This is a genomic window from Mesorhizobium sp. RIZ17, from assembly GCF_051127865.1.
GTDB lineage: Bacteria > Pseudomonadota > Alphaproteobacteria > Rhizobiales > Rhizobiaceae > Mesorhizobium > Mesorhizobium humile.
On the sequence record NZ_CP147861.1, the window covers coordinates 830,782 to 856,666 of the forward strand.

General features: G+C 65.2%; 24 protein-coding genes. 11 read left to right on the forward strand and 13 right to left on the reverse strand.

Going from position 1 to position 25,885, the window contains the following annotated elements:
- Positions 1-54: 54 nt before the first annotated feature.
- On the reverse strand, positions 55-765 hold the full coding sequence (locus WDX12_RS04100) for a helix-turn-helix transcriptional regulator (RefSeq protein ID WP_434724013.1): 711 nt from the start codon (positions 763-765) through the stop codon (positions 55-57).
- Between the two features lie 101 nt (positions 766-866).
- Between WDX12_RS04100 and WDX12_RS04105 the strand changes: the two genes are divergently transcribed.
- The 7 genes from WDX12_RS04105 (at position 867) to WDX12_RS04135 (ending at position 8,502) form a co-directional block, all read left to right on the forward strand.
- Positions 867-1,352, forward strand: coding sequence for a DUF1772 domain-containing protein (locus tag WDX12_RS04105; protein ID WP_320296893.1), 486 nt, complete (start codon positions 867-869; stop codon positions 1,350-1,352).
- 88 nt (positions 1,353-1,440) lie between these two features.
- The gene (locus WDX12_RS04110) at positions 1,441-2,523 is read left to right on the forward strand and encodes an RsmD family RNA methyltransferase (protein ID WP_434724014.1); all 1,083 of its coding nucleotides are present in this window, start codon (positions 1,441-1,443) and stop codon (positions 2,521-2,523) included.
- Position 2,524: 1 nt separating this feature from the next.
- Complete coding sequence (locus tag WDX12_RS04115; RefSeq protein WP_434724015.1) at positions 2,525-3,385, forward strand: TrmH family RNA methyltransferase; 861 nt, start codon at positions 2,525-2,527, stop codon at positions 3,383-3,385.
- Positions 3,386-3,408: 23 nt separating this feature from the next.
- On the forward strand, positions 3,409-3,897 hold the full coding sequence (gene lspA, locus WDX12_RS04120) for a signal peptidase II (protein WP_434724016.1): 489 nt from the start codon (positions 3,409-3,411) through the stop codon (positions 3,895-3,897).
- A 53-nt stretch (positions 3,898-3,950) separates the two neighbouring features.
- Entirely contained in the window at positions 3,951-4,940 is a 990-nt protein-coding gene (acuI, locus tag WDX12_RS04125; protein ID WP_434724017.1) for an acrylyl-CoA reductase (NADPH), read from the forward strand.
- Between the two features lie 109 nt (positions 4,941-5,049).
- The gene (locus WDX12_RS04130; protein WP_434724018.1) at positions 5,050-7,329 is read left to right on the forward strand and encodes an ATP-binding protein; all 2,280 of its coding nucleotides are present in this window, start codon (positions 5,050-5,052) and stop codon (positions 7,327-7,329) included.
- 285 nt (positions 7,330-7,614) lie between these two features.
- Entirely contained in the window at positions 7,615-8,502 is an 888-nt protein-coding gene (locus tag WDX12_RS04135) for a GNAT family N-acetyltransferase (RefSeq protein ID WP_320296899.1), read from the forward strand.
- Between the two features lie 120 nt (positions 8,503-8,622).
- Here the strand turns inward: WDX12_RS04135 and WDX12_RS04140 are convergent, their stop codons facing one another.
- Complete coding sequence (locus WDX12_RS04140) at positions 8,623-9,255, reverse strand: trimeric intracellular cation channel family protein (protein ID WP_434724019.1); 633 nt, start codon at positions 9,253-9,255, stop codon at positions 8,623-8,625.
- 95 nt (positions 9,256-9,350) lie between these two features.
- Positions 9,351-9,983, reverse strand: a complete 633-nt coding sequence (grpE, locus tag WDX12_RS04145) for a nucleotide exchange factor GrpE (protein WP_320296901.1) — start codon at positions 9,981-9,983, stop codon at positions 9,351-9,353.
- A gap of 217 nt (positions 9,984-10,200) precedes the next feature.
- Between grpE and WDX12_RS04150 the strand changes: the two genes are divergently transcribed.
- Positions 10,201-10,398: a hypothetical protein gene (locus WDX12_RS04150; protein ID WP_320296902.1), complete on the forward strand. Its 198-nt coding sequence runs from the start codon at positions 10,201-10,203 to the stop codon at positions 10,396-10,398.
- 127 nt (positions 10,399-10,525) lie between these two features.
- Here WDX12_RS04150 and WDX12_RS04155 read toward each other — a convergent pair whose 3' ends face one another.
- From WDX12_RS04155 to cysG, 7 genes are all read right to left on the reverse strand, one after another.
- Positions 10,526-11,146 (reverse strand): DJ-1/PfpI family protein, encoded by a 621-nt coding sequence (locus WDX12_RS04155; protein WP_140644581.1) that lies wholly within the window; start codon positions 11,144-11,146, stop codon positions 10,526-10,528.
- Between the two features lie 195 nt (positions 11,147-11,341).
- Entirely contained in the window at positions 11,342-12,949 is a 1,608-nt protein-coding gene (locus tag WDX12_RS04160; protein ID WP_434724020.1) for a GMC family oxidoreductase, read from the reverse strand.
- A 193-nt stretch (positions 12,950-13,142) separates the two neighbouring features.
- Entirely contained in the window at positions 13,143-13,682 is a 540-nt protein-coding gene (locus tag WDX12_RS04165; RefSeq protein WP_434724021.1) for a DUF934 domain-containing protein, read from the reverse strand.
- A gap of 96 nt (positions 13,683-13,778) precedes the next feature.
- Positions 13,779-14,540, reverse strand: coding sequence for a phosphoadenylyl-sulfate reductase (locus WDX12_RS04170; protein WP_434724022.1), 762 nt, complete (start codon positions 14,538-14,540; stop codon positions 13,779-13,781).
- A complete protein-coding gene (locus WDX12_RS04175) occupies positions 14,515-16,185 on the reverse strand; it encodes a nitrite/sulfite reductase (RefSeq protein WP_434724023.1) in 1,671 nt (556 codons plus the stop codon). Before WDX12_RS04175 ends, WDX12_RS04170 begins: the two co-directional genes overlap by 26 nt.
- Before the next feature lie 43 nt (positions 16,186-16,228).
- Positions 16,229-16,522 (reverse strand): DUF2849 domain-containing protein, encoded by a 294-nt coding sequence (locus WDX12_RS04180; protein ID WP_434724024.1) that lies wholly within the window; start codon positions 16,520-16,522, stop codon positions 16,229-16,231.
- A complete protein-coding gene (cysG, locus tag WDX12_RS04185; protein WP_434724025.1) occupies positions 16,519-17,967 on the reverse strand; it encodes a siroheme synthase CysG in 1,449 nt (482 codons plus the stop codon). The genes WDX12_RS04180 and cysG overlap by 4 nt, the downstream gene beginning before the upstream one ends.
- Positions 17,968-18,384: 417 nt before the next feature.
- On the opposite strand from cysG, the gene WDX12_RS04190 reads away from it, so the two are divergent.
- Together WDX12_RS04190 and ybaL are read left to right on the forward strand one after the other, a co-directional pair.
- Complete coding sequence (locus tag WDX12_RS04190; RefSeq protein ID WP_320296909.1) at positions 18,385-18,825, forward strand: host attachment family protein; 441 nt, start codon at positions 18,385-18,387, stop codon at positions 18,823-18,825.
- 217 nt (positions 18,826-19,042) lie between these two features.
- Positions 19,043-20,842, forward strand: a complete 1,800-nt coding sequence (gene ybaL, locus WDX12_RS04195; RefSeq protein ID WP_434724026.1) for a YbaL family putative K(+) efflux transporter — start codon at positions 19,043-19,045, stop codon at positions 20,840-20,842.
- A 6-nt stretch (positions 20,843-20,848) separates the two neighbouring features.
- Here ybaL and WDX12_RS04200 read toward each other — a convergent pair whose 3' ends face one another.
- Positions 20,849-21,655 carry an AraC family transcriptional regulator gene (locus WDX12_RS04200; RefSeq protein WP_434724027.1) on the reverse strand — a complete coding sequence of 269 codons (807 nt, stop codon included), beginning with the start codon at positions 21,653-21,655 and terminating at the stop codon, positions 20,849-20,851.
- A 123-nt stretch (positions 21,656-21,778) separates the two neighbouring features.
- On the opposite strand from WDX12_RS04200, the gene WDX12_RS04205 reads away from it, so the two are divergent.
- Complete coding sequence (locus tag WDX12_RS04205) at positions 21,779-22,696, forward strand: zinc-binding dehydrogenase (protein ID WP_434724028.1); 918 nt, start codon at positions 21,779-21,781, stop codon at positions 22,694-22,696.
- 2 nt (positions 22,697-22,698) lie between these two features.
- Here the strand turns inward: WDX12_RS04205 and WDX12_RS04210 are convergent, their stop codons facing one another.
- Together WDX12_RS04210 and WDX12_RS04215 are read right to left on the reverse strand one after the other, a co-directional pair.
- Positions 22,699-23,448: an SDR family NAD(P)-dependent oxidoreductase gene (locus tag WDX12_RS04210; protein WP_434724029.1), complete on the reverse strand. Its 750-nt coding sequence runs from the start codon at positions 23,446-23,448 to the stop codon at positions 22,699-22,701.
- Positions 23,449-23,600: 152 nt separating this feature from the next.
- Positions 23,601-25,871: a transglycosylase domain-containing protein gene (locus tag WDX12_RS04215; RefSeq protein ID WP_434724030.1), complete on the reverse strand. Its 2,271-nt coding sequence runs from the start codon at positions 25,869-25,871 to the stop codon at positions 23,601-23,603.
- Between the last annotated feature and the right edge of the window lie 14 nt (positions 25,872-25,885).

A 25,885-nucleotide genomic window follows, 5' to 3' on the forward strand; every position in this document is an offset into this window, starting at 1 on the left:
GTCTGAACCTTGGAGACCATATGCGGGCCTGCTGTCAGATTCTGGCAGCAGCGATCACCGGAGAGTGTCTTTCCTACCATTCTGGCCGGACGCAGCGAGTGTCGCCCGCCACTCTTTCAGCATCGCCTGGCGGCGGCGCGGATAGCGGATGTCGGTCGCTGCCAGGTCGGATATCCGGTCTGCGCGAAAATGCCGGAAATCCCGGCGCGTCTCGCACCACGCCACCATCACCCGCACCTTGTCGAAGAAGGCGAGCGCGAATGGCCAGACCATGCGCTTCGAGGTCGAACCGCCGGCATCGCGATAGAGGAAGCCGAGCTTGCGCTCGTCGCGGATCGCCTGCCGGACCACGCCGAGATCGATCGCTTCGACGCTTTCCGATCGCGGCCCGACAAGCAGCGTTGTCGCATCGAGATCCTCGCGCAAATCATCCGGCAGCACCGCCGCGATCTTTGCCAGCGCATCGGCCGCGGCGGCGGCCAATCTCTTGTCCGGCTGCTTCGCCACCCAGCGCGACCCGAGCACGATCGCCTCGATCTCCTCGTCGCTGAACATCAAAGGCGGCAGCATGAAGCCGGGCCTCAGCACATAGCCAAGCCCCGCCTCGCCTTCGATCGGCGCGCCCTGCCCCTGCAGCGTCGCGATGTCGCGATAGAGCGTGCGGATCGAGACGCCCATCTCGTCCGCAAGCATGCGGCCGCTCACCGGCCGGCGGTGGCGGCGCAGGATCTGGACGAGGTCGAGCAGGCGGGCTGAACGGGACATGATTGGCTGACCAGTGTGCTGAACAATAGGGCTGGCCTGCACGTCACGGCAAGCAGCCCAATACCACGGAACGCCTGCGTCCCGTTTCCGTTGTCTCCGCAATGGAGATGCGCGGATACCTGCTTTTCTGGTCAGTGCTGACCGCTTTCGTCGCGGCGCTCAGCCTCGGACCATCCTTTGCCCATGTGCTGGAATCGCTGCCCAGGCTGACCAGATGGTCGCCGGCGCTGTGGCGCGAGGCGACGGTCTTCAATGGTCAGTTTGTGCTCTTTGCCGTGATCGGAGCACCGCTCGATATCGCAGCGATCCTTTGTCCGGCACTGCTGGCCTGGATGTTGCGTGGAGAGCCGTTTGCCTTCCGGTTCGTGCTCGTCGCCACATTGCTTTATGCGGTCTCGCTGGCGCTCTGGTTCGGCCTCGTCAAACCGGCCAACGATATCCTCGCGACCTGGACGCCCGGGCCAATTCCAGAAGACTTCGAAACTGTGCGGCTGCGTTGGGAAACCGGCCACATGGCGGTGGCGGCGACGAAGGCGCTTGGCTTCATTTCACTTTGTTTCGGCCTGTTCGGTCTCCGGCATGGTTGAAGACCCCACTATTGAATGAGCCAGGCTTTGTTGCGCCGGTGGGCTTAGCTGTGGCAGAAGCGGGCCGAACCGCCGGAGATGATCCTTCTTGAAATCCTTTCGCGACAAACGCCGCGATAACCGCCCGCACCCCGCAAGGGCGGAACAGCCCCGCCCGCGTGATGCTTTCGCGGCCGGGCGCCAGCAGGCCGCGCCCGCCGAGCGTCGCGAAACCAAACCGGCAGACCGGCAGGAAGCCAAGCCTGTGCCGCGCGTGCTTGCGCGCCGCGACGGCGCGTTGGCCGCCGAGCGCCTGCCATTGATCCTCGAAGTCGCGCCCAACGCCGACTACGCCCTGCTGGACAGCGGCGCCGGCGAGAAGCTCGAGCAATACGGCCCCTACCGCATCGTGCGCCCCGAAGGCCAGGCGATCTGGCAGCGGGCCCTTCCGGCGAAGGAATGGGAACGCGCCGACGCCATCTTCACCGGCGATACCGACGAGGAAGGCATCGGCCGCTGGCGCTTTCCGAAGGCGCCGCTCGGCGAGACCTGGCCGATGAAGCATGACGGCATCGACTATCTCGGCCGTTTCACCTCGTTTCGTCACGTCGGCGTCTTTCCCGAGCAGGCTTCGCATTGGGACCATATGGCGGGGCTGATCGCGGCGGCGAAGCGCCCGGTCAAGGTGCTGAACCTCTTCGGCTATACCGGTCTCGCCTCGCTGGTGGCGGCCCGCGCCGGCGCCGAGGTCACCCATGTCGATGCCTCGAAGAAGGCTATCGGCTGGGCGCGCGAGAACCAGGAAATGGCCGGCCTTGCCGACAAGCCGATCCGCTGGATCGTCGAGGACGCGGTGAAATTCGCCGAGCGCGAGGAGCGCCGCGGCAGCCGCTACGACATCGTGCTGTTCGACCCGCCGGCCTATGGCCGCGGCCCCAAGGGCGAGGTCTGGCAATTGTTCGAGGACCTGCCGGGCCTGACCGACCTCTGCCGCTCGATCCTGACGTCGAAGCCGCTCGCCGTCGTCCTTACCGCCTATTCGATCCGCGCCTCCTTCTTCGCCATCCATGCGCTGATGCGCGATACCTTCGCCGGCATGGGTGGCACGGTCGAATCCGGCGAACTGATCATTCGCGAGAAATCCGCCGGCCGCGCGCTGTCGACCTCGCTGTTCTCGCGCTGGGTGGCTTGAAATGACGGCACATGAAGGCGCGCGCCCTGTCGGGCAGGTCAAGGAAGTCACCAGCCTTGCCAATCCCTTGGTCAAGGACATCAAGGCGCTGGCGCTCAAGAAATTCCGCGACCAGCAGAACGCGTTCATGGCCGAGGGCCTGAAGCTCGTCATCGACGCGCTGGACCTCGGCTGGTCGATCAGGACCTTGGTCTTCGCCAAGGCAGGGCGCGGCAACGCGGCCGTCGAAAAGGTCGCCGCGCGGACCGTTGCCGCCGGTGGCACGGTGCTCGAAGTTTCTGAAAAGGTGCTGGCAGCCATCACCCGCCGCGAAAACCCGCAAATGGTGGTCGGCGTCTTTGCGCAGCAGACCGTGCCGCTGAAGGATATCCGCGCCAGGGACGGCGATGTCTGGGTTGCGCTCGACCGCGTGCGCGACCCCGGCAATCTCGGCACCGTGATCCGCACCGTCGACGCCGTCGGCGCCAAAGGTGTCATCCTGGTCGGCGACACCACCGATCCGTTCTCGCTGGAGACGGTGCGCGCCACCATGGGCTCGATCTTCGCCGTGCCCGTCGCCAGGGCGACCGAGCAGGCCTTCCTCGCCTGGCGGCGCGATTTTTCCGGCCTGGTCGCGGGAACGCACCTCAAGGGCGCTGTCGACTATCGCTCCGTCGATTTCTCCAGGGGCCCGGTGTTGCTGCTGATGGGCAACGAGCAGCAGGGCCTGCCGGACAGCCTCGCCGAAAGCTGCGACCGGCTGCTCAGGATCCCCCAGGCAGGCCGGGCCGATTCGCTCAATCTAGCGGTCGCCACCGGCGTGATGCTGTTCGAGATCCGGCGCGGCGCGCTGAAGCTCGATCCTGCCAACGACATCCGATGAGGGCTGCCGATGAGGACTGCTAAGTGAAATCCTGGTCTCCTTACGTCGTGCTGGTCGTCATCGCCATCGCCCTCGATCAGTGGATCAAGCAACTGGTCGAGAACGGTCTCGCCTTTCAGGAGAAAGTCGAGCTCCTGCCGTTCCTGGCGCTGTTCCGCACCTATAACACCGGCATCGCCTTCTCGATGTTCGAGTCCTTCGGCGACACCGGCCTGGTGGTCATCGCCGTGCTGGTCGTGGCCTTCGTGCTCTATCTCGCCACGCGCACGCCTGCCGGCCATGTCGTCGCCCGCATCGGCTTCGCGCTCATCATCGGCGGCGCGCTCGGCAACCTCATCGACCGCGCCGTCTACGGCCACGTCATCGACTACATCCTGTTCCACACGCCCGTGTGGTCCTTCGCGGTCTTCAACCTCGCCGACACCTTGATTTCGGTCGGCGCCGCGCTCGTCGTCTTCGACGAGCTGATCGGCTGGGGCCGTGAGGTCAAACCGCAGGATCCGGGCAATTGACCGCACGCGGTTGAAGCCGCAGACTTCCCGACAGCAGAGCCGAGGAGAGAACCATGCCCGATACCTTCAAAGCCATCCTCGTTTCGCGCGATGCGGACAAGAAGCAGTCCGTCGACGTCGTCGACCTCACCGAGGCCGACCTGATGGAGGGCGACGTCACCGTCGCCGTCGAGGCGACGACGGTGAACTACAAGGACGGGCTCGCCATCACCGGCAAAGCGCCGGTCGTGCGCCGCTGGCCGCTGGTTCCGGGCATCGATTTCGCCGGCACGGTGATCTCCTCCTCGCATGTCGACTGGCGCAAGGGCGACAAGGTGATCCTCAACGGCTGGGGCGTCGGCGAGACGCATTACGGCGCCTATGCCGGTCGCGCCCGCGTCAAGGGCGACTGGCTGGTGCCGCTGCCCGAGGGCATGAGCGCGCATGATGCGATGGCCGTCGGCACGGCGGGCTACACCGCAATGCTCTCAGTCATGGCGCTGGAGCGGCACGGCATCGTGCCGGACCGCGGCCCGGTGGTGGTGACGGGTGCTGCCGGCGGCGTCGGCTCGGTCGCCATCTCGATCCTGTCGAGCCTCGGTTACCATGTCGTCGCCTCGACCGGCCGCAACGCCGAAAGTCCCTATCTGATCGATCTCGGCGCGGCCGAGGTGATCTCGCGCGAGGAGCTCAGCCAGCCCGCGAAACCGCTCGCCAAGGAGCGCTGGGCCGGCGGCGTCGACTCGGTCGGCAGCCATACCCTGGCCAATGCGCTGTCGATGACCTCCTATGGCGGCGCCATCGCCGCTTGCGGCCTGGCCGGCGGCATGGACCTGCCGGCAAGCGTCGCGCCTTTCATCCTGCGTGGCGTCTCGCTGCTGGGCATCGATTCGGTGATGGCGCCGAAGGCGGTTCGCCTCGAGGCATGGCGCCGCATCGGCACCGATCTCGACCTGAAGAAGCTGTCGACATTGTCGCGCACGATCGGTTTCGACGGCATTGTCGCCGCCGCGCGCGACATCGTCGACGGCAAGATCAGGGGCCGTGTCGTCGTCGATATGTAGCTGGAAATAGCGGTTTCGCCCGCGCATGCGTGGTTAAAATCCGCGCAATCGCTAAAATTCGAACGATCCGTCCCAGTCTTCCATAATCTCTGTCTGGCATGGTCCGCGCATGGTCGCGGACTCCGACATCAGACAGGACAGCAAAGCCGCGGGCGCTGACAGGCTCATCCCCGATGCGCCGAAGCGGCAGGTGCTCGTCGCGCCGCCGCTGGCGCCTGAATTGCCCGCTGCGAGCCACGAAGGTTTGCCGTTCCTGACGATCGTCGCCATCGCCGTCATGGCGGGGCTGGCGCATCTTACCGGCGCGCCGCTCATCATCACAATCGGCCTCGCCGCCGCCGCGCTTGCCGGCCTTGCCATGCATCTGCGCAGCCGTCGCGACGAGCGGCGCGCCGCAGCGCTTCTCGACGAGACCGCCGCCCGCAGCCGCGCCGAGATCGAAACCCTCGCCGACCGCATGTGGGAGATGCAGGAGAGCGAGGAGCGCTTCCGCGGCCTGATCGACGCGCTTGGCGACCTCGTCGTCCACCGTAATCGTGACGGCCATATCGTTTATGCCAACAGCGTCTTTGCCTCGCTTGTCGAGATCGACGCGCGCGATCTTGCCGGCAAGACCTTGGCCGAGCTTGGCATCGATGTCGGTGTCGTTCCCGACGCCGCCTTCTCCGATCATGAATGCCTGAGTTCCACCGATGTCGCGATCCGCACCCCGAACGGGCCGCGCTGGTTCTCCTGGATCGAATTGTCGGTGCGCGACAAGGACACGGGCGCGGTCTCGCACCGGGCGATCGCCCGCGACATCACCGCCCGCAAGCGCGCCGAATCCTCGCTGATCACCGCGCGCGAACGGGCCGAATATGCCAGCCAGGCCAAGTCGCGCTTCCTCGCCACCGTCAGCCACGAGATCCGCACGCCGATGAACGGCATCATGGGCATGGCGAAGCTGCTTGCCGATACCGACCTCTCGCCCGAGCAGCGCACCTATGTCGGCGCGGTCTCCACTTCGGCCAGCGCGCTGCTCGCGCTCATCGAGGACCTGCTCGACTATTCCAAGATCGAGGCGGGCCGCTTCGAGCCCGAGCCGCAGCCGACCTCGCTGCGCGAGATCGCCGACAACATCATCGAGCTTCTTGCCGCGAAGGCCTTTGCCAAGAACATCGGCCTCGGCTGCCATGTCGAGCCCGACGTGCCGCAGATGATCACCGCCGATCCCGGCCGCGTGCGCCAGGTGCTGCTCAACCTCATCGGCAATGCGGTGAAGTTCACCGACACGGGCGGCGTGCTGCTGACCGTGGCGCGCGCCCGCACCGAAACCACCGACCGCATCTGCTTCACCATCGCCGACACCGGCCCGGGCCTGCGCGAAGAGGACATGGAGCGCATCTTCGAGGAGTTCGAGCAGTCCGACGGCACCTCGACCAGGGTCCATGGCGGCGCGGGTCTCGGTCTTGCCATCTCCAAGCGCCTGGCGACGGCGATGGGCGGCACGATCTCGGTTTTGAGCCGACTCGGCGAAGGGTCCGAATTCGTCCTCGAGCTTCCGGCGGTCGCCGCGACCGAACCGCCGCCGCATCGCCACAACATCCTTGCCGACCGGCGGGCGGTGATCGTGTCGAAAAACGCCGTCGAGGCCGATGCCATCGCCCGCGCGATCAGGGCCCATGGCGGCATCGTCGAGATCGCGGCGACACCAAGCCAGGCCGCTCCCTTCGCCGCCGGCTGCAACGTGCTCCTGATCGACGCGGCGCTCGAAAACAGCGATGGCAGGCTGCTCAGGCGGCTGCGCGACGCGGGCTTCGCCGACTGTGAGGCCATCACCCTGATCGCGCCGACGGATCGCGGCATGCTCGGTGAATTCCGCGCCAGCGGCTACACCACTTTCCTCGCCAGGCCGGTGCGCGGCGAGACCCTGCTGCGGGTGCTGTTGACCAGCCATGGCTCCCCGCTCGTGCAGCCGCAGCCGGAGCCGCGCGGGGCATCCTCGGTGCGCAAGCGCGACCAGGGCCTGTCGGTGCTGATCGCGGAAGACAATGACATCAACGCCATGCTCGCCCGCGCCACGCTCCTCAAGGCCGGGCATCGCGTCAGGATCGTCGGCAACGGCAAGGCCGCGGTCGAGGCCGTTACCGATGCCGGCCTCAAGTTCCGCTTCGATGTGGTGCTGATGGACCTGCACATGCCTGTCATGGACGGGCTGGACGCGATCGCCGCCATCCGTCGCCATGAAGAGTCGCTCGCCATGCCGCCGATCCCGATCATGGTGCTTTCGGCCGACAGCCAGGAAAAGACCCGGCATGCCGTGCTCGCCCACGGCGCCAGCGGTTTCGTGACCAAGCCGCTCGACCCGGACGCACTCGTCCAGGCGGTCGAGGGCCAGGTTGCGGCCTAAAGCATGTCTCCCGAAAGTGGGCCCGGTTTCGGGGCAAAGACATGCTTAAATCAAAAACTTAAAGCAGGTCGCGTGAATCCTTTTTCACGCGACCTGCTTTAAGGAAATTTTTGACCCTCGAACGCCTTGGCTTGCCTGCCTTTCGCGGTCACAAGATAGCCGGTTGAGGGTATTGCCCAGCCGACAAAGTATTGCCCGCCACGTCGTATCACGGTACTGTCACAATCCTGTTGCACCTACACCGTATCCCCGTGCCAAGAGGGATGGCTCGAAGGAGAATCACTCGTGCATACAGTCGTGCCTGAATGTGACACTCGGCCGAATGCCGGCGGCGCCCTGCTCGCCGCCCGTACCGTCGACGCCGTCGCAAACGGTGCTCCGCTGGGCCGTATCGGCAATCTCGAAGTGCGGCTCGCCCGCAACGAGGCCGAAATCGCCGCCGCCCAGGAGGTCCGCTATCGGGTATTCTACGACGAGCTTGGCGCGAGGAAGGACCTGTTCCAGGCGCAGGACCGGCGCGACGCCGACCGTTTCGACCCGCTCTGCGATCACCTTCTTGTGTTCGACACGTCCCTTCCCGGCCCTGAACATCGTCGCATCGTCGGCACCTACCGCTTGCTGCGGCAGGAGATCGCCACGGCCGCCGGAGGCTTCTATTCCGAGGGTGAGTTCGAATTGACCAAGCTTGTCGCGCGGCACCCCGGCCAGCGCTTCCTCGAGCTCGGCCGCTCCTGCGTTCTCAAGGAATATCGCTCCAAACGCACCATCGAGGCGCTGTGGCAAGGCATCTGGGCCTACATCAATCACTACAATATCGGCGTGATGACCGGCTGCGCCTCCTTCCACGGCATCGTGCCGGCAGCGCATGCCGAGGCGCTGACCTACCTCGCCCATCATTGCCGCACCGACTCCGCCTGGGATGTCCGCGCGGTTCCGGGACGCTACTGCTCCATGGACCTGATGCCGATCGAGGCGGTGAACACCAAGGCGGCGATCGCTGCCATGCCGCCGCTGGTCAAGGGCTATCTGCGCGTCGGCGCCCGCATCGGCGACGGTTGCGTCATCGACCACGAATTCTCGACCGTCGACGTCTTCGTCGTCATGCCCGTCAAGGAGATCGGCGCCCGCTACGTCAACTACTATGGCGGCGAAGGCCAGCGCTTCGCGGCGTAATTCCGGTGAATGGTGAATAGTAAATGGTGAATGGTTGAGGGCTCGCAGCCCCTGCCACCAACCGACCATTTTACCATTCACCATTCACCATTCACCATTCACCATTCACCATTCACTCTCTCACGGAATATCTTCCGGCCTTCGCCCCGGCCGACTCCGATAGGCCGGAAACGACCAGCCGAATTTAAGCGCCCCGCCGCGCACCAAGAATGCGCCCGCGAAGCCGAGCAGGCTCGACGCCAGCGCCGGCAGGCCGGCAAGATCGCCAAGGGTGAAGATGGCGGCGCCGGCAAGGGCGGCCGTGACATAGATCTCGGGCCTGAGCAGCACCGAGGGCTCACCGGCAAGCAGGTCGCGCAAAATGCCGCCGAAGGTTGCCGTCAGCACGCCCATGATGACCGAGACGACCGGCGAGCCGGTGATCGCCAGCCCCTTCGCGGCACCCATGACCGAAAAAGCGGCAAGTCCGATGGCATCGAGCCAGAGCAGCAATTTGTAACGGGATTCGAACCGGTGGGCGCTGAAGAAGACCAGCACCGCGACGACGGCGCAGATCAGCACATAGCCGCTGTTGGCGACCCAGAACACCGGCAGGTTGAGGATGATGTCACGCAGCGTTCCGCCGCCGATTCCGGTTACGCTGGCCAGGAATAGGAAGCCGATGATGTCGAGCTCTTTGCGCGACGCGGCAAGCGCGCCCGTCGCCGCGAAGACGGCGACGCCGGCATAGTCGAGCAAAGCGATGGGATTCATTCGGGTGAATGGTGAATTGGTGAATGGTGAATGGCCACTAGCCTAGCACGCACTAAGCCCCATTCACCATTGACTATTCACCATTCACAACGCCATCACGCATCCTTCTCGGCCTGCTCGTTCACCGGGCCCGGCTCGACCTTCGCCTCGGCGGCGGTCTTCGGACCGCCCTTGGCGACACCGACCATTGCCGGCCGCAGCACGCGCTCGCCGATCGAATAACCCGGCTGAACCACCTGGACGACAGTGCCGGCCGGAACCTCCGGATTGGGCACCTCGAACATCGCCTGGTGGAAGTTCGGATCGAACTTCTCGCCTTCGGGCGCGAGTTTCTTCACGCCATGGCGCTCCAGCGCCGAAAGCATGGCGCGCTCGGTGAGATCGACGCCCTCGATCAACGCCTTGAAACCGGCATCGCCGCCAGCCTTCGCCTCGGCGGGAATCGCGTCCAGCGCGCGGCGCAGATTGTCGGACACCGACAGCATGTCGCGGGCGAAGTTGGCGACGGCATAGGCGCGGGCGTCTTGCACGTCGCGCGCGGTGCGCCGCCGCAAGTTCTCCATTTCGGCCGCGGTGCGCAGCGCGCGGTCCTTCAGTTCCTCGTTTTCCTTCAGCAGCCGTACAAGCGCCTCGTAGTCGCCGTCGACGCCACCTTCCGCACGCTCGCCGGAAGCCTGGGTGGCTTCCATATCTTCGGGCGTGCGTTCGTCTTTTGCCTGGTCGCTCATCGCGTTTCCCGTCATTCGGATTGGTCTGGATTTGCGCCCGATATCGAGGTTTGGAGGCCAAAAATCAAGGGGTAAGCGTGGGCGGCCGATATCGGACTATCGTTTAAAATTAATTCAAATTTTACCGTACCGAGCAGCTTTGCTTGCTCTCAAGGGCGAGTATGGGAACCATTGTCGCCCTAGCGGAGTTTCGAAGCCGACACAGGATTTTGGGACGATGAACGGCAACAACGCCAACAGGCGCGCTGAACTGGCCAACGATATCAGGCGGCAGGCGGGCAGCGAAGCGACCAAGCGCTTTCTGCGCACATTGCCGACATTTCGCCTGGAAAAGGAAATGCCCCGGCAACTGATCGACCTGCTCGACCGCCTCGACGGCGCCGAGGCTGAGAATGCAGGCGGCGGGCGGCGCTAGAGCATGATCCCGAAAAGTGGGAACCGGTTTTCGGAGAAGATCATGCTCCGACAAAGAGTTAGATCGTGATGGCGATTCAACGAAACGCCTTCACGATCTAATAGCCGCGCCGCCGCAATTGACGAGTTCAGGCCGCCTTCCGGTCGTCCCGCATCAGCGCTTCACCGTGGCGGATCTCGGTACCGAGCACTTTCAGGCATTCCCGCATGAAGGCGGCGAGGCCCGGCCAGCCCTTGGCTGAAACCAGATTGCCGTCGACATGCGCGCCGGTCGGCGCGACATCGATATAGATGCCGCCGGCAAGCGTCACTTCCGGCTCGCAATAATGCAGCGCCGCCACTTCCTTGCCGCGCACAACGCCATCGACCGCGATCAGGATCTGCGCGCCGTGGCAGATGGTGAAGATCGGCTTGCCGGTTTCATGGAAATGTCTGACCAGCGCCTGCACGCGCTTGTCGATGCGGATATATTCCGGCCCGCGCCCGCCCGCCGCATAGACCGCGTCGTAGTCGGCGGGGTTCACCTCGGCGAAGGTCTTGTTGAGGATGTAGTCGTGGCCGAGTTTTTCGGTATAGGTCTGATGGCCCTCGAAGTCGTGCAATGAGGTCTTGAGCACGTCGCCGGCCTTCTTGTCCGGGCACACGACATGGACGGTGTGGCCGACCGCGTGCATGGCCTGCTCGAAGACGAAAATCTCGTATTCCTCGCTGAACTCGCCGACGAGCATCAATATCTTCTTGCCTGCCATGCTGCTTCCTCCCTTAGCTGGCTATTTATTTCGTAACGCGAAATAATGACCCTATCCTAAGGGCAAGACGACGAGAGGGGAAGTCAAAATCGCATAAGTGGTCTGACCAGATAGATTCGATTGCACCGGCGGGTGTACGGGAAAGACGACGCGCACGGAAAACCGAAGAAGCTGGTCCGACCAAGCAGGCAAGGATCAGGCGGTCGCCCGGATCATGTCCGCGGCCTTCTCGGCGATCATGATCGTCGGCGCATTGGTGTTGCCGCCGATCAGGGTCGGCATCACCGAGGCGTCGACCACACGCAAGCCCTCCAGCCCGCGCACCTTGAGCTTCGGATCGACCACGGCCATGTCGCCGACGCCCATCTTGCAGGTGCCAGCGGGGTGGTAGATCGTGTCGGCGCGCGCCCTGATATGCGCCATCAATTCGGCATCGCTCGAAGCACCGGCGGTATAGATTTCCTTGGCTCGATACTTCGCCAGCGCCGGCGCTTCCAATATGGCGCGCGTCATTCGCACGCCCTTGAGCAGAAGAGCGGCGTCGCGGTCGTCCTCGAGGAAGCGCGGATCGATGCGCGGCGGCGCCAGCGGATCGGCGCTCGACAGCCCCACCTCGCCGCGAGAATGCGGCCGCAGCACGCAGACGTGGCAGGAGAAGCCGTAGCCCATATGCAGCTTGCGGCCATGGTCGTCGACGATGGCGATGCAGAAATGCAATTGCAGGTCGGGGCGCTCGATCGCCGGGTCGGATTTGAGGAAAGCGCCGCCTTCGGCATAGGGGGTGGCGATCATGCCGCTGCCGTCCTTGCGCCAGCGCAGCATATGCCTGATCAGGCCCGGCATGCCGCTGAGGCCGATGCCCATCAGATCCGTCTCCCGCGACTTCCAGGCGAGGATAAAATCGAGATGGTCCTGCAGGTTCCGGCCGACGCCGGGCAATTCGTGGACGAGCGGAATGCCGTGCGCCGCGAGCTCGACCGCCGGACCGATGCCGGAGAGCAGTAGCAGTTGCGGCGAGCCGAACGCCCCGCCGCAGAGGATGACTTCGCGCCGTGCCTCCGCCACGGCTTCGCTCTTGCCGGCGCGATAGCGCACGCCCGTGGCGCGCTTGCCGTTGAGCACGACGCCCGTCGCATGCGCGCCGGTGATGACGGTGAGGTTCGGCCGGTTCATCGCCGGATGCAGATAGGCGGCCGCCGCCGAGCAACGCTCACCGTTGCGGCGCTCGCCCCAGAACTGCGTTACCTGATAGAGGCCGGCCCCCTCCTGCTCCGGCCCGTTGAAGTCGTCATTCAACCTGATCTGGTTTTCGCCGCAGGCCGCGACGAAAGCCCTGGAGATCGCGCGCGGGTCCTGCTGTTCGGCGACCCTGAGCGGCCCTTCGCCGCCATGCAGCGCATCAGTGCCGCGCTGATTGCCTTCGGCGCGCCGGAAATAGGGCAGCACCTCGTCCCACGACCAGCCGTCACAGCCGAGCTCGGCCCATTCGTCATAGTCGCGGCGGTTGCCCCGCGTGTAGAGCATGGCGTTGATGGCGCTGGAGCCACCCAAGGCCTTGCCGCGCGGCTGAAAACCCCTGCGACCGTTGAGGCCCTCCTGCGGCACCGTGGCGAAAGCCCAGTTGTTGATCTTGGGCCGGCCAGGCAGCAGCGCGATGATGCCGGCGGGCGCACGGATCAGCAAATCCTTGCCGGCGCCGCCCGCTTCGAGCAGGCAAACAGTCTTCGATGGATCCTCGGAAAGCCTCGCGGCAAGCGTCGAACCGGCGGAGCCGCCGCCGGCGATCACATAGTCATAGCGCATGGTTTCCTCCCGGCGGATGTTTCCGTCCGTTCTGCCGAGAGAATGCCTGCTTGGGCGGCTTGTAAAGATGCCGCTGCGTTAGCCAGAGCATGATCCCGAAAAGTGGAAACCGGTTTTTGCTGCGCTGACCTTCGGTTCGGAGAAGATCATGCTCCAACAAAGGACTGGACCAGGATGACGGTCCGACCGAACGTCATTCTGGTCCAGCGCGCTTGCGCCGCCAGGAGTATTTCGGGCCCTTGGGCTCGGGTTCCACAGCCGGCTGGTAGTACACCGGCAGGCCACCGGTCCGGCCCTCCTCCAGCCGCTTCAACAGCACCGGATTGGAGACCTCAAACTCGTCGAAGCCGAGTCGCAGCATATGCGGCAGCTGGTCGACCAGCACCTGGCCGGTGGCGCGCACCGCGCCCTTGAAATTGTGCCGGGCGCGCAGCAGTTCGCCCTTGGAGAAAGAGCGGCCGTCATTGAAGGCCGGGAAGGCGAGCGCCACCAGCGACAGCTGGTCCAGCAGGCCGGTTATCTTGTCGAGCTCGTCGCCGGGCTGCAGCAGGACGCCGATGCGCTCGCGCGCCGACTTGCGGACCTGGTCGTCGAGCCCGAGAAAGACCTGCAGCGGCAGGATGAAGCGGCCATTGCCGGCCAGCGCCTCGGCGCTTTCGGCGTGCGTCCACTCGTCCTCGCGAAAACCGTCCGGGGTCCAAAGGCGGGTCCCCGCTGTCGTCGATCCAGTCATCAAAAATCCTAAGTCCCAATTTTCCCAGCGAGCCAGCAGGCAGCCAGCGACCAGAAGCCGCTTGCGGGCCCGGCATCACGTGAATAGCGATATACCCTAAAGCGAGGCGTCGGTCAGCGACTTCTCCAAACCGGAGAGGTGAATGCCGCACTCTACCTTGGCGTGACCGGCCCAGCGGCCGCTCCGGGCGTCCTCGCCGGGCTGCACCGGCTGCGTGCAGGGGAAGCAGCCGATCGAGAGATAGCCATAGGCGACCAGCGGATTTTCGCGCAGCGCGTGCGCGCGCATGTAGTCGGCCTGGTCGGTGGTCGTCCAATGCGCCAGCGGATTGATGCGGATGCGCGAGCCGACCGCCTCGAAGACGGGCAGTGCCGCGCGCGTCGAGGCCTGGAAGCGCTTGCGCCCGGTGAACCAGGCACGGAACGGCTCGACGCCCCGCGCCAACGGCTCGACCTTGCGCACATTGCAGCAGGCATCGGTGTTGGTCTCGTGCAGCCTGCCGGTCGGGTCGACGCGGTCGAGCGCGGCCTCCTCCGGCTTGATCACACGGATATCGGTCAGGCCGAAATCGGCGACCAGCGCGTCGCGATAGCCGAGCGTCTCCTCGAAATGCTTGCCGGTATCGAGGAAAATCACCGGCAGCGAGCGGTCGATCTCCGAGATCATGTGCAGCAGCACGGCCGAATCCGCGCCGAAGGACGACACGGCGGCGACCGCGCCGCGGAACTCATGCGCGGAGCGTTCGATGATCTCGATCGGCTTCAGATGGCCAAGCAGCGCATCCAGCCCCGCCGCTTCCGCGGCAACGCCGGCCTCGACGCCGCCCACCCTGTCAAGCGGCCTTGGTTTCGCCAGCATAGAGCGCCTCCTTGAACGGCGCGGGACCGACTCGGCGGTAGGCGTCGATAAAACGTTCGTCGGGATTGAGCCGAAGGCCGAGATAGGTGTCGACGATCTGCTCGATGGCATCGGTGATCTCTTCCGACGAGAAGCCGCGGCCGATGATCTCGCCGACCGAGGTGTTCTCGTCCGCCGAGCCGCCGAGCGTCACCTGGTAGAGCTCGGAGCCCTTCTTCTCCACACCCAGAATGCCGATATGGCCGACATGGTGGTGGCCGCAGGCGTTGATGCAGCCGGAGATCTTCAGCTTCAATTCGCCGATCTCACGCTGCCGTTCGAGCGAGGCGAAGCGGCGCGAGATTTCCTGCGCGACCGGAATGGAGCGGGCCGTGGCCAGCGCGCAATAGTCAAGGCCCGGGCAGGAGATGATGTCGCTGATCAGGTTCGAATTGGCGGTCGCCAGGCCGATCTCGACCAGCGCGTCGTAGACCGCCTTGAGATCGGCGCGCGCCACATGCGGCAGGATCAAGTTCTGCTCGTGGCTGACACGCAATTCGTCGAAGGCATATTTCTCGGCGATGTCGGCCACCGCTTCCATCTGGCTGTCGGTGGCGTCGCCAGGCACCTCGCCGATGCCCTTGAGCGAAATCGTCACCGCCGCATAGTCGGGATGGCGATGCGTCACGACATTCTGGTCGAGCCATTCCGAAAAGCTCTTGGAATCGAGCCTGGCCTGCTTCACCTGCGCATCGCCTTCAGGCCGGTCCGTGAGCGCCGGCGGGGCGAAATAGGCATTGATGGCCTGGATGTCGGCCTCGGGCAGCTTGAGCTCCGCGTCCTTCAGCTCCTGCCATTCGGCCTCGATCTGGCGGGTGATCTCCTCCACGCCGGTCTCGTGCACCAGGATCTTGATGCGCGCCTTGTACTTGTTGTCACGGCGGCCATAGAGATTGTAAACGCGCAGGATCGCCGTGCAGTAGGACAGAAGATCGGCTTCCGGCAGGAAGTCGCGGATTTTCCGCGCCACCATCGGCGTGCGGCCCTGGCCGCCGCCGACATAGACGGCGAAGCCAAGCTCGCCGGCCGCGTTCTTCTTGAGATGCAGGCCGATATCATGCGTCTGGATGGCGGCGCGGTCGCGCTCGGCGCCGGTCACGGCGATCTTGAACTTGCGCGGCAGGAACGAGAACTCCGGATGCACCGACGACCATTGGCGCAGGATTTCCGCATATTGACGCGGGTCGGCGACCTCGTCGGCGGCGGCACCGGCGAAATGATCGGCGGTGACGTTGCGGATGCAGTTGCCGCTTGTCTGGATGGCATGCATCTCGACGCTCGCCAGATCGGCCAGGATCGCGGGGATGTCGGACAGCGCCGGCCAGTTGAACTGGATGTTCTGTCGCGTGGTGAAATGGCCGTAGCCCTTGTCGTATTTGCGCGCGATGTGGCCGAGCATGCGCAACTGCCGGCTGTTCAGCGTGCCGTAGGGCACGGCGATGCGCAGCATATAGGCATGCAGCTGCAGATAGACGCCGTTCATCAGCCTGAGCGGCCGGAACTGGTCCTCGGTGATCTCGCCGGCAAGCCGGCGCTGCACCTGGTCGCTGAACTCGGCGACACGGGCGTGAACGAAATCCTGGTCGAACTCATCGTAACGGTACATGCTTCGTCTTTCCGGGCGCGTCCGCCCGTTGCCTTCCTTGGATTTAAGCGGCTCGTTCCGCTTGCTTGCCGAGATTGGGGTGGATGGTCGGGCCAGCGGCGCGGATCTTTTCGCGCAGCCGCACCGGCTCGACCAAACCATCGACCACGGTGACATCGATCAGATTGACGTCGACCACCTCGTTGTTGGCGCCAGCCGCGGCGCCGATCGCTTCCAGCCAGTCCTCCGCCGTCTTGTCATGCGCGATATCGGCGTGACCGACCGTCTCCGCCCAGCCGCCATCGGCGTACCAGACGGCGATGCCGTCGGAGAGCCTGTTCGCGGTCAGAACCTTCATTGCTCAACTCCTTCGGCGACGGCTGACGCCGCGCCCTCATGCTTATGTGCCGCGAGCGGCTCGGATTGTTCGAAATTGGCGCCGGCAACCGCATCGCCGATGATCGTCATCACCGGCCCGGTGAGGTCGGCGCGAGCCTCCAGCGACGGCAGGTCGGCCAGCGTGCCGTGGAAGCGGCGGCGGGTGCCGAGGCTGGCGTTCTCGACGACCGCGACGGCGGTGTCCGGCGACAGGCCCGCCTCGATGAGCCGGCCGGCGACCTCGGCCGCGACCGAGCGGCCCATATAGACGGCGACGGTGGCGCCCGAGATGGCGAGCTTCGCCCAGTCGGGCAGCGAGTTGCCCTTGAGGTCGTGGCCGGTGGTGAACACCATCGAGGACGAAACGCCGCGCAGCGTCAGCGGCAGCTCGAAATCGGCGGCGGCGGCAAAGGCGGCGGTGACGCCCGGAACCACCTCATAGGCGATACCGGCCTCGCGCAGTGCTGCCATTTCCTCGCCCGCGCGTCCGAACACCAGCGGATCGCCGGACTTCAGCCGCACAACGCGCTTGCCGGCGCGGCCGAGCTCGATCAGCAGCGCGTTGATCTCTTCCTGGCTCTTGGAATGGCAGCCCTTGCGTTTTCCCACCGGCAGGCGCTCGGCGTCACGGCGACCCATGGCGACGATCGCTTCCGGCACCAGCGCGTCGTAGACGATGGCATCGGCTTCCATCAGCAGGCGATGCGCGCGCAAGGTCAAAAGGTCCTCCGCGCCCGGACCGGCGCCGACCAGCGCGATATGTCCCTCGGCCGGAGCGTCCTGAGCCAGGAGGTCGAGCGCCGCGCCATGCGCCTCGGCGAACTCGCCTGCTTCGATGGCCTTGGCCGGCGCGCCGGCGAAGAAATCGCTCCAGAAGCGACGGCGGCGGTTGCCTCTCGGCAGCTTTTCGGCGGCGGCGCGGAAAGACGCGGCGAGCGCCGCCAGCCGGCCGAGCGACGGCGACAGCATGCGGTCGATGCGACCGCGCAGCATCTGCGCCAGGACCGGTCCCGCCCCTTCGGTGCCTATGGCGATGGCGACCGGCGCGCGGTTGACCAGCGCCGGGGTGTAGAAATCGCAGAGCTCCGGACGGTCCACGGCGTTGACCGGAATTCCCATGCGGCGCGCGTCCTCGACGACGCGGCTGTCGACCGCTTCATCGCCACTGGCGGCAAACACTAGGGCAGCGCCTTGGAGATGCACGGCCTCGTAGGCCGCATTGATGTGGATGGCGCCGGTCGAGACAATGAAATCCAGCAGAGCGCCGCCGGCATTGTCGGCAACGATGCGCAGCACCGCGCTCGATTGCGAGAGCAGCCGCGCCTTGGCAAGCGCTTCCTCGCCATTGCCGACGATGGCTACGGCTTCGCCGTCGACCCGCATGAAGACGGGAAAGGCATTGAGCTTGGCATTGGTTTGCGGCATGACGATGAGCAATACTGGAACAGTTTGGCAGTTTTACGCGGCCACGCCAAAAACCAGAAGGCAAGCACTCGCGCGCCGCCGAACGGCAGGCAATCGCTTTTTCGCAAGCGCGAAGGCCAAGAGAAAAAAATTCTATTTTGAGAATAAGACGGCCGGAGCGGCGTGAGAAACAGCCTTGATCCGCCGTAATTTTTAGCGCCGAACCGGGAAAGCCGCAAAACAGTTTTTTCTAATTTCTACCAAGTTAGTAGATTAAAGCCGATCTTATCGAAAACGGCACTCAGCCTCGTCGGCCGGGAGTGATCGAAGCGCGACCGCCAGATCGGAACAATCATGCTCCACGGCTCGTTTCCCTAGCAGCCCATCTGTCGATACCGGCTCCGTCGATCGGCAATCATGCAAGCAAGGAGGAACGCCATGAGCATCAGGCTGAAACACGGATTATGGGTCGTCGTGGCCGATGGCGAGAAGGCGCTGTTCCTGCGCAACCAGGGCGACAACAAGTTCCCGAACCTGGAAGTGGTGCACGAGATGGAGCAGGAGAATCCCGCCACGCGCGAGCAAGGCACCGACAAGCCGGGCCGCCAGAGCAACGAGGGTCCGCGCAGCGCTGTCGAAGAAACCGATTGGCACCGCCTCGGCAAGGAGCGCTTCGCTGTCGAGATTGCCGACCGGCTCTACAAGCTCGCGCATCGCGGCGAATTCGACGCGGTCGTGCTGATCGCGCCGCCGCAAGTGCTTGGCGAGATGCGCCAGAAACTGCACAAGGAGGTGGGCGAGAAGGTGCAGGCGGAAATCCCAAAGACGCTCACCAACCACACGATTTCGGATATCGAGAACCTGTTGCAAGCGGCATAAAGCGGCGAAAAGACAGCGGTTTCGAGGCTGGATCGCGTCTCGAAGCCGTCTCTTTGGCGGCGCGGCCGCGATTTTCCCCCATGCATCGCTGCACGGCGTCGATTTCTGCGCGGCGGTGGTTGCATCATCGCCGCTCCGTCCACCATATTGCCAGAGGCGACGGCCTCGGCGGGGGCCCATCCGACATCGTGAATTTTCGAAAGGCGCTCCATAGACAATGCCGCATGACACGCCCCTTATCGCCACCATCGTCGCCGGTCTGGGGCTTGCTTTCGTCTTCGGGGCTTTAGCCAACCGTTTCCGCATTCCGCCGCTCGTCGGCTACCTTGTCGCCGGCGTCCTTGTCGGTCCGAACACGCCCGGCTTCGTCGCCGACGCCAGCCTTGCCAACGAGCTCGCGGAAATCGGCGTCATCCTTCTGATGTTCGGCGTCGGCCTGCATTTTTCGCTGAAGGACCTTCTGTCCGTCCGCGCCATCGCCGTGCCGGGCGCCATCGTCCAGATCGGCTTTGCGACCTTGCTCGGTGTCGGGCTTGCCTGGGTGCTCGGCTGGTCGCTGGGCGCCGGCCTGGTCTTCGGCCTGGCACTCTCGGTCGCCTCGACCGTGGTGCTTTTGCGCGCGCTTCAGGAGCGGCGGCTGATCGAGACCGAACGCGGCCGCATCGCCGTCGGCTGGCTGATCGTCGAGGATCTCGCCATGGTGCTGGCACTGGTGCTTCTGCCGGCGCTCGCCGGCGTGCTTGGCGGCCAGCCGCAGGTCGAGGATCATGCGAGCCTGCTCTCGCTGCCGGCCAGCTACGGCGTATGGGGCGTGGTCGGCGTCACGCTTGCCAAGGTCGCCGCCTTCGTCGTCGTCATGCTGGTAGTCGGCCGCAGGGTCATCCCCTGGATCCTGCATTACGTCGCCCATACCGGCTCCCGCGAACTGTTCCGGCTCTGCGTGCTGGCAATCGCGCTCGGCGTCGCCTTCGGCGCGGCGAAGCTGTTCGGCGTCTCGCTGGCGCTCGGCGCCTTCTTCGCCGGCATGATCATGAGTGAATCCGAGCTCAGCCACCGCGCGGCGGAAGAATCGCTGCCGCTGCGCGACGCCTTCTCGGTGCTGTTCTTCGTCTCGGTCGGCATGCTGTTCGACCCGTCCAGTCTCATCAGCAACGGCCTGCCGATCCTCGCCACCTTGGCCATCATCGTCATCGGCAAATCGATCGCGGCTTTCATCATCGTGATCGCCTTCCGCTATTCAATCGCGACCGCGCTGATGATTTCGGCGAGCCTTGCCCAGATCGGCGAATTCTCCTTCATCCTGGCCGAGCTTGGCGTCGGCCTGAAACTGCTGCCCGAGCAGGGCCGCGACCTGATCCTGGCTGGCGCCATTCTCTCGATCCTGCTCAATCCGCTGATATTCCTGGTCGTCGACTGGATGAAGCCGTGGCTCGAAAAACGCGCCGGCAAGGCAGCGCCAGTCGAAGAGCAGAGCCCTATCGGTCCGGCGACGGAGCCTAGCCAGGTCGCTTCGGTGTTGGCAGTTCCGGGAAAGGAAGACGGTCCGCCGCCGAAGACGGCGCTTGCCGGCCATTCCATCCTGATCGGCTACGGCCGCGTCGGCAGCCTTGTGGGCGCCGCGCTGAAGGAAGCCGCCCTGCCCTTCCTGGTCATCGAGGATGCCGACAAGACGCTGGCGAAGCTGCGCGACGACGGCGTCGAAACCGTCGCCGGCAACGCCGCCAATGCGGACATCTTCTCGGCCGCCAACCCGGAAGGCGCCAGGCGGCTTATCCTCGCCATTCCCAACGCCTTCGAGGCCGGACAGATCGTGCTTCGGGCGCGCGCGGCCAATCCGGCGATAAACGTCATTGCCCGCGCTCATTCCGACGCCGAGGTCGAGCATTTGAAGGGCCTCGGCGCCGACACCGTGATCATGGGCGAGCGCGAGATCGCCCGCGGCATCGTCGAGGTGGTGACCGGCAAAGCCACCGTTCCGGTCGATCCCGTCACGGAGATCAATCCGCACCCGGCTTGACGCGTGTCAGGCGACGAAGGCGGAGCCGCCGTTTTGCGCGATATCGCTGAGGTATTTCGCGGGCGGCTTGCCCAGCGCTTTCTTGAACATGGTGATGAAGGCGGTGACGGATTCGTAACCGAGATCGCCCGACACCTGCTGCACGCTGGCGCCGGCGGACAGTTCCCTGAGCGCCACGATCAGATGCAGCTGCTGGCGCCAGCGCCCGAAACTAAGGCCCGTCTCCTTGACCACGAGGCGTGCCAGGCTGCTCTCGCTGAGCGCAACGCGGTTTGCCCAATCGGCCAGCGTGCTGCGATCGGCCGGATCGTCCGCCAGCGCTTCGGCGATCCGTCGCAAGCGCGGCTCGGCCGAGATCGGGAGATGCAATTGCTGCACGGGCATGAGCGGCAGCTCTGCAAGCAGGACCTTTCCCAGGAAGTCGCAACGCGCGTCGTCCGGCGCGCATTCCGATAGCTCGATGATCAGCTCGCGCAGCAACGGCGAGATCGAAAGCGTACAGCACTGTTCCGGCAATGCGGCGACGCCAGGCTCGATATAGACGAAGAAGATGCGGGCATTGGCCGTCGCTATGTTGCTGTGTTCCATGCGGCTCGGCACCCACACCCCGCAATGCGGCGGCACCATCCAGAGCCCGCCGGGAACGCGGCAGGTGACCCCGCCGCCGAGCGCGAAGACGAGCTGGCCTTTGCGATGCCAGTGCGCCGGCACCTCGGCCTTTGTTTCGGTCACGTCGACGCCGACGGCGATCGCCGGCGCAACCACGTCGTCGACGTCGAAGTTGGGCCAGGGCCAGCGTAGCGGTTGTCTCACACCTGACTTCTTTTAGCGATCATCTGGCTATATCTCTAAATTCTTCGATGACGGAAGTCGATAGGCTCCAGCTGTTTCGTCAATCGATCGCGACTCCCAAGCACCAATTTCAAAGGTAAGCCTATGCTCGCTCTCGCTATTTCTTCCGACAGTCCCACCGGGCTGAGGCTCACCGAGGCCGACGACCCAAACTGCAATGGGAATGAAGCATTGGTGGCCGTTCATGCAACATCGTTGAACCGTGGCGAGCTGCGCCTGCTCGGCATACGCCCCGACGGCTGGATCCCCGGCCAGGATATCGTCGGCATCGTCGAACGCGCGGCCGCCGACGGCTCCGGCCCGGCCGCTGGCGCGCGCGTTGCGGCCTTGGTCGACCAGGCCGGCTGGGCCGAGCGCGTCGCCGTTCCGGCCGACCGGCTCGCCGTCGTGCCGGAGGGCGTAAGCTTCGCCTCTGCCGCCACGCTCCCGGTGGCGGGCACGACAGCGCTGCGGACCTTGCGCCATGGCGGCGACCTCACGGGCCAGCGGGTTCTGGTCACCGGCGCAAGCGGCGCGGTCGGTCGTTTCCAGATCCAGATCGCCCGCGAGCAAGGCGCTTCGGTGACGGCGATCGCCTCGGCCCGGCACCACGATGATCTTCGCCATCTGGGCGCCGGGCAGGTCGTCGAGTCGATCGAACTGACCGACGGCCTATTCTCGCTGATCACCGAATCGGTCGGCGGCAAAAGCCTCGCCGACGCGATCGAGCGCGTGGCGCCGGGCGGCACCATCGTCATGTTCGGCTCAAGCAGCGGCGAACTGACACCCGTCGGCTTCCGGCAGTTCGTTCCGGGCCACGAAGGCGCGAGGCTCCAGACTTTCGCCTATTACGCGTCCGGTCCAGCCATCGGCGCCGACATCGCCTGGCTGCTTGGCTTAGCCGCGGCCGGCCGGCTGGAGACCCGCGTGGCCATGACCGTGCCATGGACGGAAATCGGTCAGGCGCTCAGCGCGCTCAGGCAGCGCAGTTTCAGCGGCAAGGCGGTCCTCACCATGGCCTGAAGTCAGACGTGCTGGCCGCCATTGATGTGGATCTCCGAGCCGGTCACGTAGGATGCCTGGCCGGAGCACAGGAAGAAGATGATGTCGGCGACTTCCGAGGTGGCGCCCAGCCTTCTCAGCGGGATGGTCTCGACTATTCTGTCGGTGCCGGGCGACAGGATCGCGGTGTCGATCTCGCCCGGCGCGATCGCGTTGACGCGGATGCCGTGCGGCCCGAAGTCATGCGCCATCTCGCGCGTCAGCGAGCCGAGCGCCGCCTTCGACGTCGCATAGGCCGTGCCGGCGAAAGGATGCACGCGGGTGCCGGCGATCGAGGTGACGTTGACGATCGAGCCCTTGGCGGCGGCGAGCTCCTTGAACAGCCCTCTGGCCAGCATGATCGGCGCGAAGAAATTGACCTGGAAGACGTCGCGCCAGACATGCATCGGCGTCTCGATCGAGTTCATCCGGCTGCCGTCCTTCAGCTTCGGCGAGATGCCGGCATTGTTGACCAGGGCGTTGAGCTGACCGCCATGCGCCTCCAGCCGGTGACGGATTTCCGAAACGGCGATGCCGACATCCTCCTGGTCGGCGAGGTCGACCTTGATGTGGTCCTCGGGGCCGGCCGGCCACGGGCAGTCCTCGGCGAAGGCCTGGCGCGAGCAGGTGATGACGCGCCAGCCTTCGCGCGAAAAGCGCTTCACGGTCGCATGACCGATGCCGCGGCTGGCGCCGGTGAGCACGATGGTTTTTCTGCTGTCGGTCTCGGCCATGGCTTTGTCTCCGGCCGGACATGTAGCCGAAGGCGGCAGTCATTGCGAGAGGGCGAGTTGCCGCCGCAGCCATGATCCCGGAAAGCAGGTTCCGGTTTTCGGCTTCGTGATGGAATAAGAAGCTGGAGCCGTGCCGATCCCGTCGGACGGCTTCAACCGCCGCCCAATATGTCCAGGATCGACGTTTGCCGCCTTTTCTTTGGTCCGCCGACATCGCCGGGCGGCACCGGATGCTTGATCGAGGCGGTCGATCCACTGTCGCTCGGCATGTCGAAGCCGCCGGCGTCGACGGTTTCGGCTGGTTTCGCCGTCCGCACCTGGCGGACGGGCGCAGGCGCCTGGGCTACAGGCTGTGACTGGCCGACAGCCGCGGGCGGAGCCGGCGGTGGCGAGGCGTCCGCCGACGGGATCTCGTCCGGCACGATCGTGTCGGACGGCGTCGACTTCCAGGTGCCCGGCAGCGGCCGCACCGGCACGCCTTGATGCGCGGCCACCATGAATTCGTGCCAAGCCTGCGCCGGCAAGGCGCCGCCGGTCACCTTCTTCATCGGGCTGCCGTCGTCATTGCCGAACCACACGCCCGTGGTGAGATTGGCGGTGTAGCCGACGAACCAGGCGTCGCGCGAATTCTGGCTGGTGCCGGTCTTGCCGGCCGACGGCCAGTTGAAGGCCGCCTTCTTGGCGGTGCCGACCTCGACCGTGCCCGTCATCATCGAGTTCATCATGCCGACGATATCGGCCTTGATGACGCGCGGCGCACTGCCGGTGCTGCCCTCGTAGAGCACCTTGCCGTTGGCGGTGGTGATGCGCTGGATGAAATGGATGTCCGGCTTGTAGCCGCCATTGGCGAAAGGCACATAGGCGGAGGTCAGCTCCAGCGGCGTCACCTCCGAGGTGCCGAGCGCGATCGAGGTGTTGGCCTGCAGGTCGGACTGGATGCCCATGCGGTGCGCGGCTTCCACCACGGCGTCGGGTCCGACCTCCATGGTGAGCTGTGCGGCGACCGAGTTCAACGACTTGGCCAGGGCCGTCGCCAGCGTCACCTTGCCGTAATATTTGCCGCCGTAATTGTCGGGCGTCCATTTGCCGATCTTGATCGGCGCGTCGTTGCGGATGCTGTCCGGCGTGCGGCCGGCTTCCAGCGCCGCCATGTAGACGAACGGCTTGAAGGCCGAGCCCGGCTGCCGGCGCGCTTCGGAGGCGCGATCGAACTGGCTGGTCGAATAATCATAGCCGCCGACCATGGCGCGCACCGCACCGGAATCGTCGATCGACACCAGCGCGCCTTGCGTGACATTGAGCTTCTTGCCGCTCTCGTCGACCAGCCGACGGATCGACTGTTCGGCAAGCTTCTGCAGGTTGAGGTCGACCGTGGTGTCAATGACGATGTCGCCGCGCACGTCGCCGATGAGATCGGGGAGTTCGTCCATGACCGTATCGGCGACATAGTTTTCCGAGCCGGTCCAGTAGGACGGCGCGCGCGTCGCCGGCGCGCTCAGCGCGGTCTTGTATTCCTTGTCGCTGATCTTGCCGGTCTCGCGCATCGCCGCGAGCACGAGCTGCGCCCGCTCCTCGGCCGCCTTCGGGTCGCGCGCCGGCGAAAGCTTGGACGGCGCCTTGAGCAAGCCCGCCAGCAACGCAGCTTCGGAAAGCGTCACGTCGCGCGCGCTCTTGCCGAAATAGCGCCTCGAGGCGGCCTCGACGCCATAGGCGCCCGAGCCGAAATAGACCCGGTTGAGGTACATTTCGAGGATCTGGTCCTTGCTGTGCTTGTGCTCGAGCCAGAGCGCGAGCAGCACTTCCTGGACCTTGCGCTCCAGCGTGCGGTCCGGCGTCAGGAACAGGTTCTTCGCCAGCTGCTGTGTCAGCGTCGAGCCGCCCTGCGAGAAATGCCCGCCGACGAGATTGGTGACCATGGCGCGCGACAGGCCGATCGGGTCGATGCCGAAATGCGAATAGAAGCGGCGGTCCTCGATGGCGACGACGGCCTCCGGGATATAGGGCGACATTTCATGCAGGCCGACGGCCTCGCCGCCCGACGCGCCGCGGTTGGCGATCAGCGCGCCGTCGACCGAGACGATCTTGATGTTTGGCGCGCGGTCCGGGACCGACCATGTCGTCGCCGCCGGCATCTTGGCACCGTAATAGACGACGATGCCGGCCACCGCGATACCGCCCCAGATGCAGAGCACGAAGCACCAATAGACAGGCCGCGTGGCGATGCCGAGCAGCCCGCTCGGATTGCGGTCGCGACCACGTCCGCGGCCGCGCGATTTTGCCTTGGCGGACTTGCCTTTCGAAGCGGATTTACGACTGCCCGGCACGACGCGATCCTCCTCGCTGACCGAAAAGCCTTCGGAGGATTTCGCGCGCGGCGATCCCTCGAAGCTCGGTTCGATGCGACTGTCTCTGCGGTTCGCCATGCGCTCTTGCTTGC

What these genes read in the sequence shown, in the direction of transcription:
- WDX12_RS04100 (WP_434724013.1), bottom strand. Translation starts at nt 765, where the DNA reads ATGTCCCGTTCAGCCCGCCTGCTCGACCTCGTCCAGATCCTGCGCCGC.
- WDX12_RS04105 (WP_320296893.1), top strand. Translation starts at nt 867, where the DNA reads ATGGAGATGCGCGGATACCTGCTTTTCTGGTCAGTGCTGACCGCTTTC.
- WDX12_RS04115 (WP_434724015.1), top strand. Translation starts at nt 2,525, where the DNA reads ATGACGGCACATGAAGGCGCGCGCCCTGTCGGGCAGGTCAAGGAAGTC.
- acuI (WP_434724017.1), top strand. Translation starts at nt 3,951, where the DNA reads ATGCCCGATACCTTCAAAGCCATCCTCGTTTCGCGCGATGCGGACAAG.
- WDX12_RS04130 (WP_434724018.1), top strand. Translation starts at nt 5,050, where the DNA reads ATGGTCGCGGACTCCGACATCAGACAGGACAGCAAAGCCGCGGGCGCT.
- WDX12_RS04140 (WP_434724019.1), bottom strand. Translation starts at nt 9,255, where the DNA reads ATGAATCCCATCGCTTTGCTCGACTATGCCGGCGTCGCCGTCTTCGCG.
- grpE (WP_320296901.1), bottom strand. Translation starts at nt 9,983, where the DNA reads ATGAGCGACCAGGCAAAAGACGAACGCACGCCCGAAGATATGGAAGCC.
- WDX12_RS04150 (WP_320296902.1), top strand. Translation starts at nt 10,201, where the DNA reads ATGAACGGCAACAACGCCAACAGGCGCGCTGAACTGGCCAACGATATC.
- WDX12_RS04155 (WP_140644581.1), bottom strand. Translation starts at nt 11,146, where the DNA reads ATGGCAGGCAAGAAGATATTGATGCTCGTCGGCGAGTTCAGCGAGGAA.
- WDX12_RS04160 (WP_434724020.1), bottom strand. Translation starts at nt 12,949, where the DNA reads ATGCGCTATGACTATGTGATCGCCGGCGGCGGCTCCGCCGGTTCGACG.
- WDX12_RS04165 (WP_434724021.1), bottom strand. Translation starts at nt 13,682, where the DNA reads ATGACTGGATCGACGACAGCGGGGACCCGCCTTTGGACCCCGGACGGT.
- WDX12_RS04170 (WP_434724022.1), bottom strand. Translation starts at nt 14,540, where the DNA reads ATGCTGGCGAAACCAAGGCCGCTTGACAGGGTGGGCGGCGTCGAGGCC.
- WDX12_RS04175 (WP_434724023.1), bottom strand. Translation starts at nt 16,185, where the DNA reads ATGTACCGTTACGATGAGTTCGACCAGGATTTCGTTCACGCCCGTGTC.
- WDX12_RS04180 (WP_434724024.1), bottom strand. Translation starts at nt 16,522, where the DNA reads ATGAAGGTTCTGACCGCGAACAGGCTCTCCGACGGCATCGCCGTCTGG.
- cysG (WP_434724025.1), bottom strand. Translation starts at nt 17,967, where the DNA reads ATGCCGCAAACCAATGCCAAGCTCAATGCCTTTCCCGTCTTCATGCGG.
- WDX12_RS04190 (WP_320296909.1), top strand. Translation starts at nt 18,385, where the DNA reads ATGAGCATCAGGCTGAAACACGGATTATGGGTCGTCGTGGCCGATGGC.
- ybaL (WP_434724026.1), top strand. Translation starts at nt 19,043, where the DNA reads ATGCCGCATGACACGCCCCTTATCGCCACCATCGTCGCCGGTCTGGGG.
- WDX12_RS04205 (WP_434724028.1), top strand. Translation starts at nt 21,779, where the DNA reads ATGCTCGCTCTCGCTATTTCTTCCGACAGTCCCACCGGGCTGAGGCTC.
- WDX12_RS04210 (WP_434724029.1), bottom strand. Translation starts at nt 23,448, where the DNA reads ATGGCCGAGACCGACAGCAGAAAAACCATCGTGCTCACCGGCGCCAGC.
- WDX12_RS04215 (WP_434724030.1), bottom strand. Translation starts at nt 25,871, where the DNA reads ATGGCGAACCGCAGAGACAGTCGCATCGAACCGAGCTTCGAGGGATCG.